The 17,445-nt window shown below is 67.6% G+C and carries 16 protein-coding genes and 1 tRNA gene; 11 read left to right on the top strand and 6 right to left on the bottom strand.

Going from position 1 to position 17,445, the window contains the following annotated elements; all coding sequences use genetic code 11:
- The first annotated feature begins 14 nt into the window (after nucleotides 1–14).
- The 4 genes from GGR36_RS15535 to GGR36_RS15520 all read left to right on the top strand — a co-directional run bounded on the left by GGR36_RS15535 (nucleotide 15) and on the right by GGR36_RS15520 (nucleotide 3,936).
- Nucleotides 15–1,121 (top strand): OmpA family protein, encoded by a 1,107-nt coding sequence (locus GGR36_RS15535; RefSeq protein WP_183635702.1) that lies wholly within the window; start codon nucleotides 15–17, stop codon nucleotides 1,119–1,121.
- A 126-nt stretch (nucleotides 1,122–1,247) separates the two neighbouring features.
- A complete protein-coding gene (locus GGR36_RS15530; protein ID WP_183635701.1) occupies nucleotides 1,248–2,279 on the top strand; it encodes a M14 family zinc carboxypeptidase in 1,032 nt (343 codons plus the stop codon).
- On the top strand, nucleotides 2,276–3,043 hold the full coding sequence (locus GGR36_RS15525) for an alpha/beta fold hydrolase (RefSeq protein WP_183635700.1): 768 nt from the start codon (nucleotides 2,276–2,278) through the stop codon (nucleotides 3,041–3,043). Before GGR36_RS15530 ends, GGR36_RS15525 begins: the two co-directional genes overlap by 4 nt.
- A gap of 83 nt (nucleotides 3,044–3,126) precedes the next feature.
- Nucleotides 3,127–3,936, top strand: a complete 810-nt coding sequence (locus tag GGR36_RS15520; RefSeq protein ID WP_183635699.1) for a substrate-binding periplasmic protein — start codon at nucleotides 3,127–3,129, stop codon at nucleotides 3,934–3,936.
- Nucleotides 3,937–3,954: 18 nt separating this feature from the next.
- Here the strand turns inward: GGR36_RS15520 and GGR36_RS15515 are convergent, their stop codons facing one another.
- Complete coding sequence (locus GGR36_RS15515) at nucleotides 3,955–5,565, bottom strand: protein adenylyltransferase SelO (protein ID WP_183635698.1); 1,611 nt, start codon at nucleotides 5,563–5,565, stop codon at nucleotides 3,955–3,957.
- Between the two features lie 211 nt (nucleotides 5,566–5,776).
- Here GGR36_RS15515 and GGR36_RS15510 point away from each other — a divergent pair, with 211 nt between their 5' ends.
- Nucleotides 5,777–6,052, top strand: coding sequence for a DUF1653 domain-containing protein (locus tag GGR36_RS15510; RefSeq protein ID WP_242533274.1), 276 nt, complete (start codon nucleotides 5,777–5,779; stop codon nucleotides 6,050–6,052).
- Here GGR36_RS15510 and GGR36_RS15505 read toward each other — a convergent pair.
- Nucleotides 6,003–7,499: a sensor histidine kinase gene (locus GGR36_RS15505; RefSeq protein WP_183635697.1), complete on the bottom strand. Its 1,497-nt coding sequence runs from the start codon at nucleotides 7,497–7,499 to the stop codon at nucleotides 6,003–6,005. The genes GGR36_RS15510 and GGR36_RS15505 overlap by 50 nt on opposite strands.
- A 144-nt stretch (nucleotides 7,500–7,643) precedes the next feature.
- Entirely contained in the window at nucleotides 7,644–8,144 is a 501-nt protein-coding gene (locus tag GGR36_RS15500; RefSeq protein WP_183635696.1) for a flavin reductase family protein, read from the bottom strand.
- A gap of 330 nt (nucleotides 8,145–8,474) precedes the next feature.
- Between GGR36_RS15500 and GGR36_RS15495 the strand changes: the two genes are divergently transcribed.
- Complete coding sequence (locus GGR36_RS15495) at nucleotides 8,475–9,188, top strand: pirin family protein (RefSeq protein WP_183635695.1); 714 nt, start codon at nucleotides 8,475–8,477, stop codon at nucleotides 9,186–9,188.
- Between the two features lie 50 nt (nucleotides 9,189–9,238).
- On the opposite strand, the gene GGR36_RS15490 is transcribed toward GGR36_RS15495, so the two are convergent.
- On the bottom strand, nucleotides 9,239–9,667 hold the full coding sequence (locus GGR36_RS15490; RefSeq protein WP_183635694.1) for a c-type cytochrome: 429 nt from the start codon (nucleotides 9,665–9,667) through the stop codon (nucleotides 9,239–9,241).
- Nucleotides 9,668–9,806: 139 nt separating this feature from the next.
- On the opposite strand from GGR36_RS15490, the gene GGR36_RS15485 reads away from it, so the two are divergent.
- Nucleotides 9,807–9,883 (top strand) — tRNA-Arg (locus GGR36_RS15485).
- Nucleotides 9,884–9,975: 92 nt separating this feature from the next.
- Here GGR36_RS15485 and GGR36_RS15480 read toward each other — a convergent pair.
- Nucleotides 9,976–12,177, bottom strand: a complete 2,202-nt coding sequence (locus GGR36_RS15480; protein ID WP_183635693.1) for a putative bifunctional diguanylate cyclase/phosphodiesterase — start codon at nucleotides 12,175–12,177, stop codon at nucleotides 9,976–9,978.
- A gap of 238 nt (nucleotides 12,178–12,415) precedes the next feature.
- Between GGR36_RS15480 and GGR36_RS15475 the strand changes: the two genes are divergently transcribed.
- Together GGR36_RS15475 and GGR36_RS15470 are read left to right on the top strand one after the other, a co-directional pair.
- Nucleotides 12,416–13,054, top strand: coding sequence for an MBL fold metallo-hydrolase (locus GGR36_RS15475; protein ID WP_183635692.1), 639 nt, complete (start codon nucleotides 12,416–12,418; stop codon nucleotides 13,052–13,054).
- A 9-nt stretch (nucleotides 13,055–13,063) separates the two neighbouring features.
- Entirely contained in the window at nucleotides 13,064–13,753 is a 690-nt protein-coding gene (locus GGR36_RS15470; protein WP_207064462.1) for a response regulator transcription factor, read from the top strand.
- 59 nt (nucleotides 13,754–13,812) lie between these two features.
- On the opposite strand, the gene mscL is transcribed toward GGR36_RS15470, so the two are convergent.
- On the bottom strand, nucleotides 13,813–14,232 hold the full coding sequence (mscL, locus tag GGR36_RS15465) for a large conductance mechanosensitive channel protein MscL (RefSeq protein ID WP_183635691.1): 420 nt from the start codon (nucleotides 14,230–14,232) through the stop codon (nucleotides 13,813–13,815).
- A gap of 54 nt (nucleotides 14,233–14,286) precedes the next feature.
- Between mscL and GGR36_RS15460 the strand changes: the two genes are divergently transcribed.
- Entirely contained in the window at nucleotides 14,287–15,255 is a 969-nt protein-coding gene (locus tag GGR36_RS15460; RefSeq protein WP_183635690.1) for a sensor histidine kinase, read from the top strand.
- Between the two features lie 16 nt (nucleotides 15,256–15,271).
- Nucleotides 15,272–17,443 carry an AsmA family protein gene (locus GGR36_RS15455; protein WP_207064461.1) on the top strand — a complete coding sequence of 724 codons (2,172 nt, stop codon included), beginning with the start codon at nucleotides 15,272–15,274 and terminating at the stop codon, nucleotides 17,441–17,443.
- Nucleotides 17,444–17,445 lie beyond the last annotated feature (2 nt).

Here is a 17,445-nt window from a genome sequence, read left to right as displayed (position 1 = left end):
TGCCCGCGTACTCCATGCGCCTTTCTTTCCGCCTGCTCGGCATCGGCTTCGTCCTGTTCGGTTTGGGTGCCACCCCGGCCATTGGCGCCTCAGGTCCGGATCACCCGGAAGTTCCGCCCTACCCGGGCGCCAAGATGGATCATTACGACTTCAAGGAATACGAAGAATTCCAGCTGATCCTCAGCAAGCCCTACCTGCGCGGCAGTGAATACGTCGCCGACAAGCTGATGCCGCTCGAAGGCGCGGTCACCTACATCCACTACAACCGGCCCGAGTCCGCCTCGGCGCTGCAGATCTTCCGCAACTACCAGTCGGCGCTGCGCCGTTCGGGCTTCACGGAGCTTTTTACCTGCGAACGCCCCTGCACCGAATCCAACCTCGGCGATTTCCAGAAGCTGATGAAGGCGCGCGATCTGTACCTGAACTACAGCCGCGACAATCAGTACCTCGCCGCGCAGCGCGGCAACACCTATGTCTCGATGTGGGTAAACGACGGCGGCATCTGGCAGTTCGTCGTCGAGAAGGGCCAACTCGATGACGGGCGTATCGCCGTCAGCGGCAACAGCCCGATCGCCAAGTCGCTGAGCGAAAACGGCAAGGTGGACCTCTACGGCTTCCAGTTCGATACCGGCAAGGCCACGCTCACCGCCGCCTCTGCCGCCACCTTGAAGGAACTGGGCAAGGTGCTGCAGGACAACCCGACACTGAAGCTGGACATCATCGGCCACACCGACGATGTGGGCGGCGCCGACGCCAACCAGCAGCTGTCGGAAGCGCGCGCCAGCGCCGTCGCGATGGCGCTGGCGACCCAGCAGGGCATCGACATGGGGCGCCTGAACGCGAGTGGCCGTGGCATGACGCAGCCGGTGGCCCCCAACACCACCGACGCGGGTCGCGCCAAGAACCGGCGGGTCGAGATCGTCGCGCGCAGCGCCACGGCCGCCAGCCCGGGCGGCACAACCACGGCCAGCGCCCCGCGCGCCACGCCTGCCGCACGCCAGACGCAGCAGCAAGCACCAGCCCAGGGCAACAGCCAGGAGGCGAGCAAGGGCATCACGATCAACGACGCGGTCAACGCCATCGACGCCGCGGCCAAGCTCAAGGGCCTGTTCGGCCTCTGAGCCACCCGCGCTGCGCCCACCCCCAAGGCCGCCCCGCACATGCCGGGCGGCCTTGTCACATGACAGGCTCGAATTGCTGCAATCGGGCTGGGCTATGCTGCGGTTCCCGCCCCGAACCCGAAGCCGATGCCACCCGCTGAACTTGCGCTGCAGATCGAACTGGAACGCGTGATTCGCCAGGGCGAAGGCCACCTCGATGCCCAGGTACTGTGCGAAGTCGCAAGCGGCCGCCTGCGCTTCCCGGTGTATGCGATCAGCCTCGGCAACCCCGCGCCGGAGGCCCCCGCGATAGGCTTCTTCGGCGGCATTCACGGGCTGGAGCGGATCGGCGCCGAGGTGGTGATCGAGTTCCTCCGCAGTCTGGTGGTGCGGCTGCGCTGGGACGCGCTGCTGCACCGCCAGCTCGAAACCTTGCGCATTGTGTTCATGCCGCTGGTGAACCCGGCCGGCGTGTGGCGTAACACGCGTGCCAACCCCAACGGCGTCGACCTGATGCGCAACGCGCCGGTGGACGCACTCGAACAGGTGCCGTTTCTGCTCGGGGGGCAGCGGCTGACACGCTGGCTGCCCTGGTTTCGCGGCCCCAGCAATGCCCCGATGGAGGCCGAAAGCCAGGCCTTGTGCGACCTGGTCGATCGGGAACTGCTGTCGCGCAGCTTCAGCATAGCGGTGGACTGCCACTCCGGCTTCGGCCTGCGCGATCGCATCTGGTTCCCCTTCGCGCACACCTCGGAACCGATCCGGCACCTGCCCGAAGTGCACGCGCTCAAGGAAATCTTCGACCAGACGCACGCCCAGCACAGCTACGTCTTCGAACCGCAAAGCCTGAGCTACCTCACGCACGGCGATCTCTGGGACTACCTCTACCTGCGCGCCACGCAAGCCTCGACGCGCATCTTCCTGCCGCTCACGCTGGAGATGGGGTCCTGGCTGTGGGTGAAGAAAAACCCGCGCCAGCTCTTCTCGCGCCACGGCATGTTCAACCCTGGCATCGCGCACCGTCAGCAACGGGTACTGCGGCGGCACATGCAATGGCTCGATTTCATGGCACGTGCGGCCAGCAGCCACAGTCGCTGGTTGCCAGCGCCGCAGGAACGCTCGCGCCACTACGAACTGGCGATGCGCGACTGGTACGGCTCGGGTACAGGGGCCACATGAACCGCCCGACACCCTGGATACTGCTGCGCGGTCTCACGCGTGAGCAAGGCCACTGGGGCTGCTTCCCCGAGCGCCTGCAAGCGGCGCAGGCGGGCTGCGCAGTGCATTGCATCGACCTGCCCGGCAATGGAGTGCTCAACCATGTCGCGAGCCCGACACGTGTCGAAGTCATGGTCGATGCGGCGCGCGCAGAGTTGATGCGGCAAGGCATCGCCCCGCCCTACCGCATTGTCGCAATGTCGCTCGGCGCGATGCTCACCGTTTGCTGGGCGCATGCCCATCCGCTTGAAATCGAGCGCGCCGTGCTGATCAACACCAGCCTGCGCCCGTTCAGCCCGTTCTGGCAGCGGCTGCGACCGCGCAACTACGCGGCGCTGCTGCGTCTGGCGGTGTTCGGCGGCAGCGCCGCTGCGTGGGAGCGAACGATCTTCCGCGCCACCACGCGCTGCGTCAGCGATGAAACCGCCTGCATCAATGAGTGGATCGCGACCCGCCAGGCACGCCCGGTATCACGCCGGAATGCGCTGTGCCAGTTGCTGGCGGCAATGCGCTATCGCGCCCCGCTTGCACCACCGCGCGTGCCGCTGCTGATCCTGTCGGGTGCGCGTGACGCGCTGGTCGACCCACGCTGCTCGGCGCAACTGGCGGCACGGTGGGGCGCACCGCTTGTCACCCATCCGGCCGCCGGTCATGATTTGCCTCGCGACGACGGCGATTGGGTGATCGCGCAGATCCGGCGCTGGCAATCGCCGCAGCCGGTGTGACGGCCCTGGCGTAGCGTGCGCCGGGTGTCGGCCGCACCGCTGAGCCCAATGGTTCGTCCCTGACCGGAGATGGAGAGCTCGCCATGCTGCAGCAGTTCCGCGGGGCAATGCCTAAAGCCCTGGCGCTGGCCGCCATGGTGCTGTGCTGCCCTGCGACTGACGCAGCCCCAACGGCTCCGCTGGTGATCGATGTCGAGGATGCCGCTGCGCCCTGGTCGCAGGCCGACGGCAGCGGCGCCGCCAACGAAATCGTGCAGACCGCCTTCGCGCACGCGGGCAGGAAGATCTTGCTGCGGGTGGTGCCGTATGCCCGCTGCAAGGCAGAGCTGCTGGCCGGCAGCGTGGTCGGGTGCGTCGCGGTGGGCGGTGACGAAGCCATGGGTCGGCAAGTCCGTTTGCCAAAGACGCCGCTGTATCGCGTGACGACCGTATTGGTCAGCTTCAGGAAGGTCGACAGCTGTGACGCCGCGGCGTGGCAGGGTGCCACCATCGGCCGCGTCAACGGCTATGAGTACGCACCGCGCTTCGAACAGCTTGTTCGCCAGCCGCATATCGACGTCAGCGTCGCGCTCAGCGAAACGCTCGCGCTGCGGATGCTCGCGGCCGGTCGGATGGACGCGGTGGCGCTGCAACTCGACCCGTTGAAGACACTCGACTTCGTGGTGCGGGATGCGGGCCTCGCGAGCCCGCCGCGCGTCGCCTGCGAGCTCGGCCCGCTGGACAGCCACATCGGCTTCAGCCTGCAACACCCTGATGGCGCACGCGCGCTTGCGGACTTCGAGCGCGGCCATGCCGCGGCCATGGCCGACGGCTCGGTTGCGCGCATCCTGTCGCGCTGGCGCGAGCGTCTGCTCGAGCAAACAGCACCCGAGAAAAACGACAAACCCCGTTAGGCCCGCAGACGCCGCGCCTCAGGAACTGCAGGACAAGGCCGAGCAGCCCGGCCGCTGGCGTGCCCACTCGGGGCGTTTTGCGAACAGGTCGGCGTGCTCTGGCTGTTCGTCGTAGGGGCGCTGCAGCACCTGCAGCAGGCGTTCGATCGGCGCGGTATCGCCCTCGCTCGCTGCATCGATGGCCTGCTGGGCGATCCAGTTGCGCAGCACGTATTTCGGATTGGTGCGGTTCATGCGCGCGACGCGCAATTCTGTCGGCTCGCCGAGCTGGCGCACCCGCGCGGCATAGCGGTCGAGCCATTCGGCCACCGCATGGCCATGCGTGCCATCAAGCAGGTTCGGCGCGTAGAAGGCTTCGCGCAGCGTGGCGAGGCGCGCCTCCGGCGAGGCACTGTCGCCCACCGGCACCGCGGCGAGCAAACGGAAGAACAGCGTCATGTCGGTCTCGGCCTGCTGCAGCAGCGCGAACAGATCGATGATCAGCGGGTCGTCCGCGTCGCCTTCGATCGCATCGATGCCCAATTTGTCGGCGAGCGCGCGCGACCATTGCTGGCCGAAACGTTGGCGGTAGGTTTCGAGGCCCGCGCGCAACGCGTCGTCGTCGGCAGCCAGATCGCTCAGGGCGCCTGCCAGCCGCGTCAGGTTCCAGTAGGCAATCTGCGGCTGCTGGCCGTAGCAGTAGCGCCGGCCCTGGGCGTCGGTGGTGTTGGGCGTCCAGCGCAGGTCGAAATCCTCGAGCCAGCCGTAGGGGCCGTAGTCGATCGTGAGGCCAAGGATGGACATGTTGTCGGTGTTCATCACCCCGTGCACGAAGCCCACCCGCATCCAGTGCACCACCATGTCGGCGGTGCGACGGCAGATTTCGGCGAACCACGCCGCATAGGTCGCGGGGCCCGGCTCGCCAAGCTGCGGGTAGTGATGGCGGATGATCCAGTCGGCGAGGCCACGCAGATTGTTCGCTTCGTTCTCGGCGGCAAAGATCTCGAAGTTGCCGAAACGCACGAAGGAGGGCGCGACGCGGCACACGACGGCGCCCGGTTCGGTCTGCGGATTGCCGTCGTAGAACATGTCGCGCACCACGCCTTCGCCGGTCGCCACCAGCGACAGGGCTCGCGTCGTGGGAATCCCGAGGTGGTGCATCGCCTCGCTGCAGAGAAATTCACGCACCGAAGAACGCAACACCGCGCGGCCATCGGCATGGCGCGAGTAAGGCGTGCGGCCGGCGCCCTTGAGCTGCAGCTCTTGCCGCGCGCCATGCGTATCCAGGATCTCGCCCAGGGTGATCGCGCGCCCGTCGCCGAGCTGGCCAGCCCACTGCCCGAACTGATGGCCGCCGTAACGCGCCGCGTATGGCTGCATGCCGGGCAGCACCCGGTTGCCGCCCAGCACCTGGGCCTCGATGCCGTCCGGTCGTTGCGGGCGGGCGATGCCGAGCGACTCGCCCAGCCGGTCCGACCACGCCAGCAGGCGGGGCGCGACCACCGGCGTCGGCGCCAGGCGACTGTAGGCCGCGCCGGGCACCTGCCGGGGCTGGTTGTGCGTCCCCGGATCGGCCGTATGGGAGCGCACGAACAGGTCGTCGAAGGCGAGTTCGTCGAACGGGCGCAGCAGGGTATCGATTGCGTTCATCGGTGCTTTCTCTGAGTGGCTGCGGTGTCAGACCGCGACGCGGGGCGCCGGTTCGCCGTCTGGTTCGCACCACCCGGGCGGCACAAACCGGTGACGGATGGTAGACGGATCAGCGCGGGTCGCCGACGTTCGCCACTCCGATTACGATGTGCCACCCGCAGCGCCAAGCGCCGGCACCGGTTGCGCACCCTGCCCGCCACGGCATAACACGATGCCCACCCCGAGAGACACGATGCCCGAGCCCGAACTCACCCCGCTCCCGACCCTTCGCGCCGGCCGTTACCGCCATTACAAAGGCGGCGAATACGAAGTGCTGGGCGTCGTGCGCCACAGCGAGACGCTCGAAGCGCTGGTGCTGTATCGACCGCTCTACAACGCCAGCGGCCTGTGGGTCCGGCCCTACGAGATGTTCGTCGGCAGCGTAAGCATCGCTGGCGTCACGCAGCCGCGCTTCGCGCCCCTGGACTTGCCGGGTCCGACGGAATAGGCGCGCTGCGGGGCAGGCGCACGAACACGGTCGTGCCCTCCGCCGGCGTGCTCTCGATCCGGATCGTGCCGCCCAGGGCGCCGCGCACCACGTTGTGCGCCACATGCAGGCCGAGCCCGCTGCTGCCTTGCGCGAGTCGTGTCGTGAAGAAGGGGTCGAACACCTTGGCGAGATCGTCCGCCGGGATTCCGGCACCGTTGTCACCAACCGCGATCTCGATGCTCGTGGTGTCGACCGTGCGGGCGCGCAGGCTCAACACCGGGAGCGCCTGCGCCGGCAGGCCATGCAGCAGCGCGTTTTCCACCAGCGCGCACAGGACCTGCTGCAGCGCGGCGGGATAGCTGTCGAGGATCAGATCTTCGGCGGCTTCGAGCCTGACGGTACATGCGATCTCGCGAAGTTCCGGCGCAAAGAGATGCGAGACGTAAAGCAGGGTGTCGGCCACCGCGAAGCTGGCGCGTGCGGCGGCGGGCTGCTCCACCGCCACCGCCTTGAAGCTGCCGACGCTGCCGACCGCGGTTGCGATCGCTTGCTCCAGCAAGCTGGCGGCCTCGACGACGTCCGCCACGAAATGGTCGACATCAGAGCGGCGCAGCGGCCCCGAGCGCAGGGCATTGAATTCGTCACAGCGCGACTGCAGCGTGGTGGCCAGCACACGCGCGTTACCGAGCGGCGTGTTGAGTTCGTGGGCGATACCGGCAACCAGCCGCGCCAGGCTGGCGAGCCGGCGCACTTCGACCAGTTCGCCCTGGGTCCGCTGCAGTTCGTCGAAGGCGCGCGCCAGTTCGGCATTGCGTTGATCAAGGTCGCGCGTGCGCGCGGCGACGCGTTGCTCCAGCGTGCGGTTGAGCAGTTCGATGCGCGCATTGCTGTCGGCGAGCTGTTCGAGGCGCTGGTGCTCGGCGTCGTCCATGCGCGCGCGCTCGATTGCGATCGCGGCGAGCTGGGTAGAGGCCTTGACCGCGTCGCGGTGGAAACCGGCGCTGCCGCGGATCTGCCCGTAGTACAGCGCGAAGGTGCCAAGGATGCTGCCATCGCGCGCGCGGATCGGCGTGGACCAGCAGGCCAGCAGCTGATGCGGCAGCGCGACGTGCTTGTAAAGGGCCCACAGTGGGTCGTTGGCGATGTCTGTCACCTCGACCGCTTCGCCACGATAGGCCGCAGTGCCGCAAGAACCCACCGAGGGGCCGATCTCCACGCCGTCAATGGCGTCGGTATAGGCCTTGGGCAGACTCGGTGCAGCGCCGTGCCGCAGGTAGCGTCCATCGAGCAGCAGCACCGAGCAGCGCACATCCGGCGCAAGGGTCTCGACCCGCCGGCACAGCAGATCGAGGGTCTGGTGCAACGGCGCGCCAACCGCCACCGCTTCGAGGACTTCGTTCTGCAGGGTCAGCAGATCGGCAGCGCGGTCGGGGCATTCGACTTGTGTCAGGACGGCAGAGCGCATGACCGGACTCCGTGAGAGCACATCAACGCAAGCGGACCGGTCGCCCGGCGGTCGGTTCGCCATCATGGGCCCGGAATTCGCGCCGCGACAAGGCGTCGCGTCAACCTTGATGCACTGGATCAGGCAGATCCGGGCGGCATCGGGTCAGTCGACCGACAGGTAGCGATACCGTCCGGCGTGGTAGATCAGGGGTTCGCCGCCGCCGCGCTCAAAACGCTCCACCTCACCAATGAAGATCACATGATCGCCACCGTCGTGGCGGATGCCGTTGCGGCACTCGAACCAGGCGCAGCAACCATGCAGCAGCGGGGCGCCGCCTATCCCCTCGCCGACATCCAGATCGACGAACTTGTCTTCGGAACGTGTCGCAAATCGCTGCGACAAGGGGTGTTGGTGCGAGGCCAGCACGTTGATCGCGTAGTGCGAGCAGCGCAGGAAGTCGTCCATCACCGGCAGGTGGCGCGCGAGACTCCACAGCACCAGTGGCGGGCTGAGGGACACCGAGTTGAAAGAGTTGACCGTCAGACCGACGCGCCGCCCCTCCGGCGTGCGCGCGGTGACCACCGTGATGCCGGTGGCGAACTCGCCAAGTGCGCGGCGAAAGGCCAGGGTGTCGAATTCGGGCTGGTCGTCGGGATCAGGCATTGCGCACTTCTCGGTCTGCTTCGGGAGGGCAGGATTATGGGGCCGGGTGCCGACGGCGTCGACCCGACTGCCAGCAGGGTCAAATTAGCATTCAAGGCTGCTCGTCAGCAGCCGTAATCAACTCTGCGAGCGGCCGCGCAGAGGCGAGTCTCGGCGGCGAACCAGCCTGCTTCTGCGCTTTGTGCCGCTCGCACCTCCTGCCGCGACTTTTTTGTTGAGCCTGTTTCATGAAAAGTGCGAGAAACGATCGCTTTTTGTGAAGCACGAGCTTTTCTATGCTTGCCTTACACGCTGATCGAAATTCATCGGTCCGCCAGGCAGGAGCCCCTCATGATCCAGATCCGACCCGCAGCGGCACGTGGCCACGCCAATCACGGCTGGCTCGACAGCCATCACACCTTCTCGTTCGCCGACTATTACGACCCGCAGCAGATGGGCTGGAGCGTGCTGCGGGTGATCAACGACGACCGCGTGGCCCCTGGCATGGGTTTCGGCACGCACGGGCACCGCGATATGGAAATCGTCAGCTACGTGCTCGACGGTACCCTGCAACACCGCGACAGCATGGGCAACGGCACGCTGATCGAACCGGGCGACGTGCAGCGCATGAGCGCCGGACGCGGCGTGATGCACAGCGAATTCAATCCGTCGCAGCGCGAGCCGGTGCATTTTCTGCAGATCTGGATTCTGCCGGCCGAGCGTGGCATCGATCCGGGTTACGAACAGATCCGCTTCAGCGCGGACGACAAGCGCGGCCGCTTCCGGCTCGTGGCTTCACCCGACGGTCGCGAGGGCAGCGTCACGCTGCATCAGGACGCGACGATCCACGCCGGCCTGTTCGATCAGGGCGAAACGGCCGAGGTGAAGCTTGGCGCCGATCGCCTGGCCTACCTGCATGTCGCCCGCGGCAGCGTCAGGCTCAATGGCGTCCCGCTCGGTGCCGGCGATGGCGCCCGCATCCGCGACGAGACGCTGCTGACGGTCGATGGGGTCGAGCAGGGCGAAGTGCTGCTGTTCGATCTGCCGCCTGTCGCGGACGCCTGAAAAACAAACGGGCCGCCCGCGGGCAGCCCGTTATGCACGACCCCGGATGCTTACTTGGGTTCGGGTGCCTTGAACGACGCGCCGGACTTGTTGGCCATGAAGGCGATCGCGCGTGCGATTTCTTCATCGGTCAGGTCCGGGTTGCCACCGCGAGCGGGCATCGAGTTCTTGCCGGCGATGGCCGACTTGGTCAGACCTTCGAGACCAGCGCCGATGCGCGGCGCCCAGGCGGCGTTGTCGCCGATCTTCGGTGCGTTCAACGCGCCGGAACCGTGGCAGGCGCTGCACACGGCCGTCACGACCTGCTCGCCGGTGCGGCTGCCCTTGGCGGCGCCTGCGTCGGCGGCTGCCAACGCCACCTTGGCGACCGGCTGGATCAGCGTGGCGGTCTCTTCCTCATTGACCGGCTGCGACTTGTTGCAGCCCGCAATCAGGATGGCCGAAAGGAGTGCGAGCGGAAGCGTTGAGCGGATCGACATGGTGGCCTGCGTGGTGTCCTGGACGTTGAGCTGCGTGGCCCCCTGCCACGCAAGACGCTGATTATAGCGGGACTTTTCGCCGCGCTGCAGCACCCTGCATGGACGCTGGAGGGGCTTTGCGCTATCATTGCCCGGCTGTGCGACCGTAGCTCAGCTGGATAGAGTACTGGCCTCCGAAGCCAGGGGTCGTGGGTTCGAATCCCGCCGGTCGCGCCAGTCCCGCCCTTTACGCTCCCCAATTCATTTGCTGCCCAAGCTTGTGGCGCCGGTGTCGTCGCGCCGCAAGGAGCCACTTCATCAGGCCTTCCCTAGAGGAGCCCGCCGTCCTTGTCGCCAAGCAAGGCCTCGGCCGGGGTGATCGGGCTCGACAGCCACGCCGTCAGTGCGGCTTCGGACATCGGCCGCGCCAGCAGATAGCCTTGCACATAGTCGCAGCCGGAACGCCGCAGCTGGGTCAGTTGCGCCCGTGTCTCGACCCCCTCCGCGACGACCTTGTGCCGCAGCGCATGCGACAGGGCGACGATCGAGCGCACGATGGTGCGCGCGCTTTCGTCTTCGGTAGTGCGCATCACGAAGGCACGATCGATCTTCACCAGGTCGATCGGCATGCGCGACAAGTAGGCCAGGCTGGAATAGCCGGTGCCGAAATCGTCCAGCGCGATCGAAACACCCAGCTCCTTGAGCCGCGCCATCGCGCGCAGGGCCGCATCGGCGTCACGCACGATCACGCTCTCGGTGAGTTCAAGTTCGATACGGTCGGCCGGCACATTGAATTCGGCGAGCGCGGCGGCGACGGTTTCTCCGAACTTGCGGCTTTCAAACTGCGGCGCTGCGATATTCACCGCCACCCGCGGCATCGGCAGGCCGGCTGCGCGCCAGCGCGCAAGCGCGGCGCAGGCGCTGCGCAGCACCTTCTCGCCGATCGGCACGATCAGGCCCGTCTCCTCGGCGATCGGGATGAAGCGCCCGGGCGGGATGACGGTGCCCTCGGGCGTGCGCCAGCGCAGCAGCGCCTCGGCAGCGATCATGCGGCCGCCGGCCAGTTCCACCTGCGGCTGGAATTCGAGGAACAGCTCTGTGTCGTTGTCCAGCGCGCGGCGCAAGCCGTTCTCGATATTCAGTCGCTCCATCGCGTGCTGGTTGAGATCCGGCGTGTAGAAGCGGTAACCGCCGCGGCCCGCTTCCTTGCTCGCATACATCGCCAGATCAGCGTTTTTCAGCAAGGTCTGCGCGTCGTTGCCATGATCGGGGCAGATGCTGATGCCGATCGAGAACCCAACCTTGAAGGCATGCCCGGCCAGTTCCACCGGCGCATGAAATGCATTCAGCACCCGCCGGGCAATGCCGCTGACCTGGTCGGTGCTGCGCACGTCGCGGGCGAGGATGACAAACTCGTCACCGCCGAGTCGCGCCACCAGATCGCCGTCGCGCAGGGCACCGCGCAGCGCGTTGGCGATGTACTGGAGCAGGCTGTCGCCGGTCTGGTGCCCGAGGGTGTCGTTGATGCGCTTGAACAGATCGAGATCAAGGAACAGCACGGCGATGCGTTCGCCGCTGCCGGCATGGGCGGCGAGCGCCTGCTCGAGCATGGCGGTGAAATGCGCGCGGTTCGGCAAGCCGGTCAGCGTATCGCGCTGAGCCAGATCGAGGGCCTGCGCCGTCGCCTGTTCAAGTTCGCGGGTGCGCGACTGCACCCGGTCTTCGAGCAGGTTCTGGTATTCCATCAGGCGTGCACGCGATACCCCGAGGCTATCCACCATGTGCTGGAACGCGCGGCCCAGATCCGCCAGTTCATCGGACGAGGCGATCTGCACCGTCTGCCCGAGCCGCCCTTCGGCCACTTCCCGCGCGGTGCGTGACAGATCCCGCAGCGGCTGCACCAGGCGCCGGGTGAACAAGGTGGTCAGCACGATTGCCAGTGCCGTCACGACGATCGCGAAACGCGCCGTCTCGTTGATGAAGAACACCGCCTCGCCGGTCGCACGGGCGTTCGACAAGCCCAGGCGCACGTAGCCGAGGGTCTCGCTGCGGGGAATCCCGACCGTTTCGCTGCTGGCCACTTCCTCGCCACGCGCACGCACGGCTGCGAGAAACTCGGTGACATCGGCACCCACGTTGCGCACCGCGACGCCTGTTTCGGGCCAATCGGAGGCTGGCACCACTGCCTGCGGTGCTGCACTTAAGCGCCGTTCGACCAGCAGTGTGTGATCCGCCGCGTAGAACGCGGCGTAGGCCACATCCTTGTTGCCCATCAGGCTTTCCAGCAATTGCGTGAGCGCCGCGCGGTTGGCGCTGTAGAGCGGGAACTCGCCGCTCTGCGCCAGCATCGCCGTGACCGCAGCGCCGTGTTCGCGCAGTGCCTCATGGGCGAGCTTCGACTGGGTCCGTACCACCGCGATGCCGATCGCCACGGCGGTCAACAGGATCGTAGACACCGCCAGCAAGCTCAGCTTGGCTGCGATGCCCATCGGACTCGCGATCAGTGGAAGACGCAGCAGCGGTTTGGCCATTTGTGGATTCGCGTTCGGCGTCCGAGTTTAGCGTCACTTGGCGCCACCGCGACGCTTCGTCGTGGCGGCTTGGCCCGCGCAGGGCGCCACGATACGAGGCCTGCCCCTGCCGGCGGCATGCCCCTACTAACGGACACCGCGCGCTGCAACTTGAGCGCGCTCGGCCGCCCAGCGTGACCGGCGCAACTACAAGGCAGCATTGGCGGCGCTAGAATGGGCGCTTTCGGAGGCCAGCCCCTTGCAATACCGGATCCTCACCGTCACGCCCTTCCAGCAGAATTGCACCTTGCTCTGGTGTCCACAGACACGCAAGGCGGCACTGGTCGACCCCGGCGGCGAGGCCGACCGCTTGCTGGCCGAAGTCGCGCGCGAAGGGCTTGAGCTTGAAAAGATCCTGCTGACCCACGGCCACATCGATCACGCCGGCGGCACCGCCGAGATCGCGCGCCGCGCAGGCGTCCCGATCGAAGGGCCGCAGCCCGAGGAGCGTTTCTGGATCGAGGCGCTGCCCCAGCAGTCACGCATGTTCGGTTTCCCGCAGGTCGAGCAGTTCGAGCCGGATCGCTGGCTCGAAGACGGCGACACCGTCACCATCGGCCAGCAGACGTTGCAGGTCTTGCATACCCCCGGCCACACCCCCGGCCATGTCGTGTTCTTCCATGCCGCAAGCCAGCTCGCACTGGTCGGCGACGTGCTGTTTGCCGGCTCGATCGGCCGCACCGACTTCCCGCGCGGCGACTTCAACACGCTCGTCACGTCGATCCGCACCAAACTGTGGGCGCTCGGCGACGACGTCAGCTTCATTCCAGGCCACGGTCCGATGTCGACCATCGGGCGCGAGCGCCGCACCAACCCCTTTGTTGCAGAAGGACTCTGAGGAGCCGACATGCGCCTGGCAATGCTCGAGGATGACCGTAACCAATCCAGCACCGTCGAGGGCTGGCTGCGCGATGCCGGTCACGATGTGCATGCCTTCGCGCATCCGCGCGAATTGATGAAGGTGGCGAGCCGCGAGAGCTTCGACCTGTTCCTCATCGACTGGATGGTGCCCGAGATCTCGGGTGCCGAAGTCCTGCGCTGGCTGCGCGAAGATCGCGCCGACCCGACGCCGGTGATCTTCGTGACGGCCCGCGACGCGGAAGAAGACATCGTCGCGGCACTCAGCGCCGGCGCCGACGACTACATCGTCAAACCCGTCCGTCGCCTGGAGCTCCTGTCACGCATCGACGCGGTGCTGCGGCGCGTGCGACCGAAGGAACCGGAGCGCGAACTGAGTGCGCCGCCCTACCGCTTCGATCTTGCGAACAAGGCGTGCAGCCTTGGCGACACCTTGATCGAGCTGACCGACAAGGAATTCGAACTCGCGCTGTTCCTGTTCCGCAATGTCGGGCGGCTCTATTCGCGGGGTCACCTGCTTGAAGCCGTGTGGGGGCGCAATCCCAATGTCGCCACCCGTACCATCGACACCCACGTCTCCCGCCTGCGCACCAAGCTCGCGTTGCGCCCGGAAAACGGCTACCGGCTGACGCCGACCTATAACTACGGCTACCGGCTCGAACGCCTGACCGAAGAATGACAAACGGCCGCCGGGGCAAGCCCCGCGGCCGTAGTGTTGCGCGCAGTGTGGGCTGACGCTTACTTCTTCAGTGCATCGCGGATCTCGCGCAGCAGCAGCACGTCTTCCGGTGTGGCCGGCGCTTCGGCGGGGGCCGCAGGCTGTTCGCGCTTGAGTTTGTTGATCGCCTTCATGGCGACGAAAATCGCCAGTGCAATGATCAGGAAGTCCACCGAGGCGTTGATGAACACGCCGTACTTCACCAGCGGGGCGCCGGCCTTTTCGGCGGCCTCGAGCGACTCGAAGGTCTTGTCGCCGAGGTTGATGTACAAGTGCTTGAAGTCGACACCACCGATCAATCGACCGAGAATCGGCATGACGACGTCCTTTACCAGCGACTCGACAATCTTTCCGAAGGCGCCGCCGATGATCACGCCGACCGCGAGGTCCACGACATTGCCCTTGAGCGCGAACTCCTTGAACTCCGACAGAAAACTCATGAACCGATCTCCTCGTTGGCCGCCCCCGGTCGGGCGCGCGGGTGGGGCGACCGGATGGCCGCCGTGCAGGCGGGAGTGTCCATGAACACGGCAAGCACGCGCAATACCATTTGCCTTCCGCTGGAGGTGCTCGACACGTTCGGCTGTGGCTGCGTCGTGGTCGACGCTGCGGGCGGGCTCGTGCATGCAACCCCCGGTGTGGCCGCATGGCTGGGCGCCGACGACGATGCCGGCTTGCACGCGCGGCTGCTCGAAGGCACGCATGACATGAGCGCCGGGCGGCGCGTACGCATCACCCGCAGCGCCCTGCCGGATGGCGGGGCGCTGTTCCGCGTCGAAGACATCACGGCACAGGTGCGCGCGCGCGTGCTGCGCGACGACGCGCTGCGGGCAATGTCGCACGACCTGCGTTCGCCTCTGGGCGCCGTCCTCACGCTCGCCGAGAGCGCCGCCGACGGCACCCTGCCGGCGACGACCGAGACCTTTGGCCAGATTGCCCGCAGCGCCGAGCTGGCGCTCGCGCGCGCCGATGCTGTGCTACGCCTGTTGCGCGCCGACGCCGCAGACCCGGCGCGCTTCGAGGCTGTCGACCTGACGCAGATCGCGGCCGAAGCGGCCGACGAATGCTGGCAAGCTGCACGATCGCGCGATGTGAAGATCGTCGTCGACATCGGTGATCCCGACGCAGAGGCGCTGGTCATCGGCGATGGCGACCTGCTGCGCGGCGCCCTGACGAAGCTGCTGCAGAACGCGGTCATGCACGGCCCCCGCGACGCGGCGGTGACGCTCGGTATCGATGACGACGGCGATGCCTGGACGATTGCCGTTCGTGACACCGGCGCCGGGCCCGACGCGCTCGCCCGCTCGGTGCTGCTCGACGCCGAGCCTGCCGGACGCCCGCGCGGGCTCGGGCTCGCGTTCGTCCGCCGTGTCTGCGATGGCCACGGCATCGGCATTACGTGCAGCCGTGATGAGGCCGGCAGCGAGATCCGGTTGACGGTGCCCAAGGCCGCAGCCACCTGACCGGAACTTGCCCGCGATGATGTCCCGCCTGCCCAAGATCTTCGGTTTCCTGCTCGGCGCGATCAGCGCGCTGGCGCTGGTGCTCGCGCTCTACCTGCACACCACCTGGGACGGTAACCGCGTGCGCCACGAACTCGCGCAACAGGTGCGCGAGCGAACAGCACGGCAGATCGCCATGGAACGCGCGCCAAAGCTCGCCTTCCGCCCGCTGCCGACCGTCGTGATCGAAGGCTTCGCGCTCGGCGAGCGCGATGGCCCCGGCATTCCGCTGCGCATTGGCCGGGTCGAGGCCGGCGTCGCCCTGCTGCCCCTGCTGCGCGGTCGCATCGAGATCCGCACCTTGCGCCTGCTCGACCTCGACGCCACGCTGGTGCGCAATCGTGCAGACTGGAGTCTGTCGGACGTGATGCGCGGGGCGCGCCTCGAATCGCCATGGCCGTTCAAGCTTGGTCTCGAATCGTTCACGCTCGAACGGGCGCGGCTGCGCCTGCGTGACGACACGCTCGGCCATGCGCTCACCGTGGAGCGCATCCACCTCAGCACCGGTTCGCTGCAAGCCGGCGCGCACGGCCGCATTGCCGGCGAGGGCACGCTGACCGAAGGGCCAGGCGCGGCCGCGGGCGGCATTTCGTTCGACATCGCCTACCTGCTCGACGCCGAAGGCTACGACATCGAGGCGGCGAACCTCGGCTTCCGGGGTGATGCCTGGGGGGCCACCGGCCTCGACTGCGAACTGACCGTGCGCAGCGGGCGCGGCGACCACGGCAACGCGCTCGCGCTGCAAGGCCTTGCCTTGCGGGCGAAGGGGCGGGTCGGCACCGGCAGCGTGACGCTCAACGCCACCGGCGAGCGCCTCGCCAGCCAGAACGAAGCGCTCGCGCTGCAGACCCTCAAGGCGAACCTGTTGATCACCGACGGCGCCGAACGCACCGAAGCGAGTTTCGATACCGCCTCGATCGCGCCGCGCACCGCCGACTTTCCGGGCGAACCGCTGCATGCGGCCTTCCGTAGCCAGAACGGCGAGCGCCAGACCAGCGGCCAGCTCACCGCGCGCATCGCCTACCGCCCACAACGCGCACGGGTCGAGCTCGAGGCGATCGATGCGCGCTGGCGCACTGCGGCCAAGGGAACACCGGACGGGCGCTGGATCGCGACGGTCAGCGGCAAGGCCTCGACGACGCTGCTCGGCGGCCGCGTCGACCTGGATCTGCTGGCGCGCGTCGACGCATCGGAGATGCGACTCAACGCCGCCTACGAACAGTCGCGCGACATTCCCTGGCTGTTCTCGTTCGACGGCGCACGGCTCGACGCCCCGGCCGCCGCGAGCGCGCTGAAACTGGATGGTGCCGGCGCGCTGCTGGCGCCGCTGGCACGCCTGCACGGCACCGGACAGGTCCGCATCGGCAGCCTGAAGCTCGGCCCGCTGCACGGCACGGCGCTGAGCGCGCAGCTCGATAGCGGCAAGGGCGGTGTGGCGCTGACCGATCTCGCCGTGCAGGCCTACGGCGGCCGTATCGAGGGCGGCGCCCGCTACGAGCCGGCGAGCGGCAGCCTTACCCTCGACAACCGCTTGAGCGGCATCGATCTCGACGCCCTGCGGCAGGCTCTGCGCCGTACCTGGCCGCTACGCGGCACGCTGGCCGGGCGCTGGAACCTGCGCGGACACGGGGCGAACTGGCCGGAGATCGCACGCGCGCTGGACGGGGACATTCAGCTCAGCGTGGCACCGGCGCACTGGAGCGGCATGGCGCTCGACGACTTCCTGCGCGCGGTGCGCCCCGCGCTGAAGGACCGTTCCGAGGCACGCCGCCCGAACGTGCCGCGCGAACAGCAGGGCTTCGAATCGCTCAGCGCCCGCTGCACGCTGGTTGGCGGGCGTGCCGAATGTGGCGAGTTCACCGGCAAGGCGGCTTGGGTGCGAGTGGGCGGCAGCGGCACGTTGCAACTGACCGACGGGGCGCTGGACTGGCTGACACGGATCGCGGTGCAGTCGGCCGGGCCGATCCCGCGCGATCTGGTCGGCCTGCGCGGCGTCACCGTGCCGGTGCGGCTGCGCGGCCCGCTCGCGCGACCGACGTATTCGCTCGACTGGCAGGCCGCGCCGCCACGCCCCGTGCCGACGCGGCCCAAACCCGGTGAGGCCATTCCCGCCAACGAAACGCCTGCCCCCGCGAGTGCCGCCGGCTGAGC

Origin of the sequence: Niveibacterium umoris (assembly GCF_014197015.1) — a bacterium.
GTDB classification, from domain to species: Bacteria; Pseudomonadota; Gammaproteobacteria; order Burkholderiales; family Rhodocyclaceae; genus Niveibacterium; species Niveibacterium umoris.
Note: the sequence above shows the minus strand (reverse complement) of the source record. Positions and strands in the feature narration are given on the sequence as shown.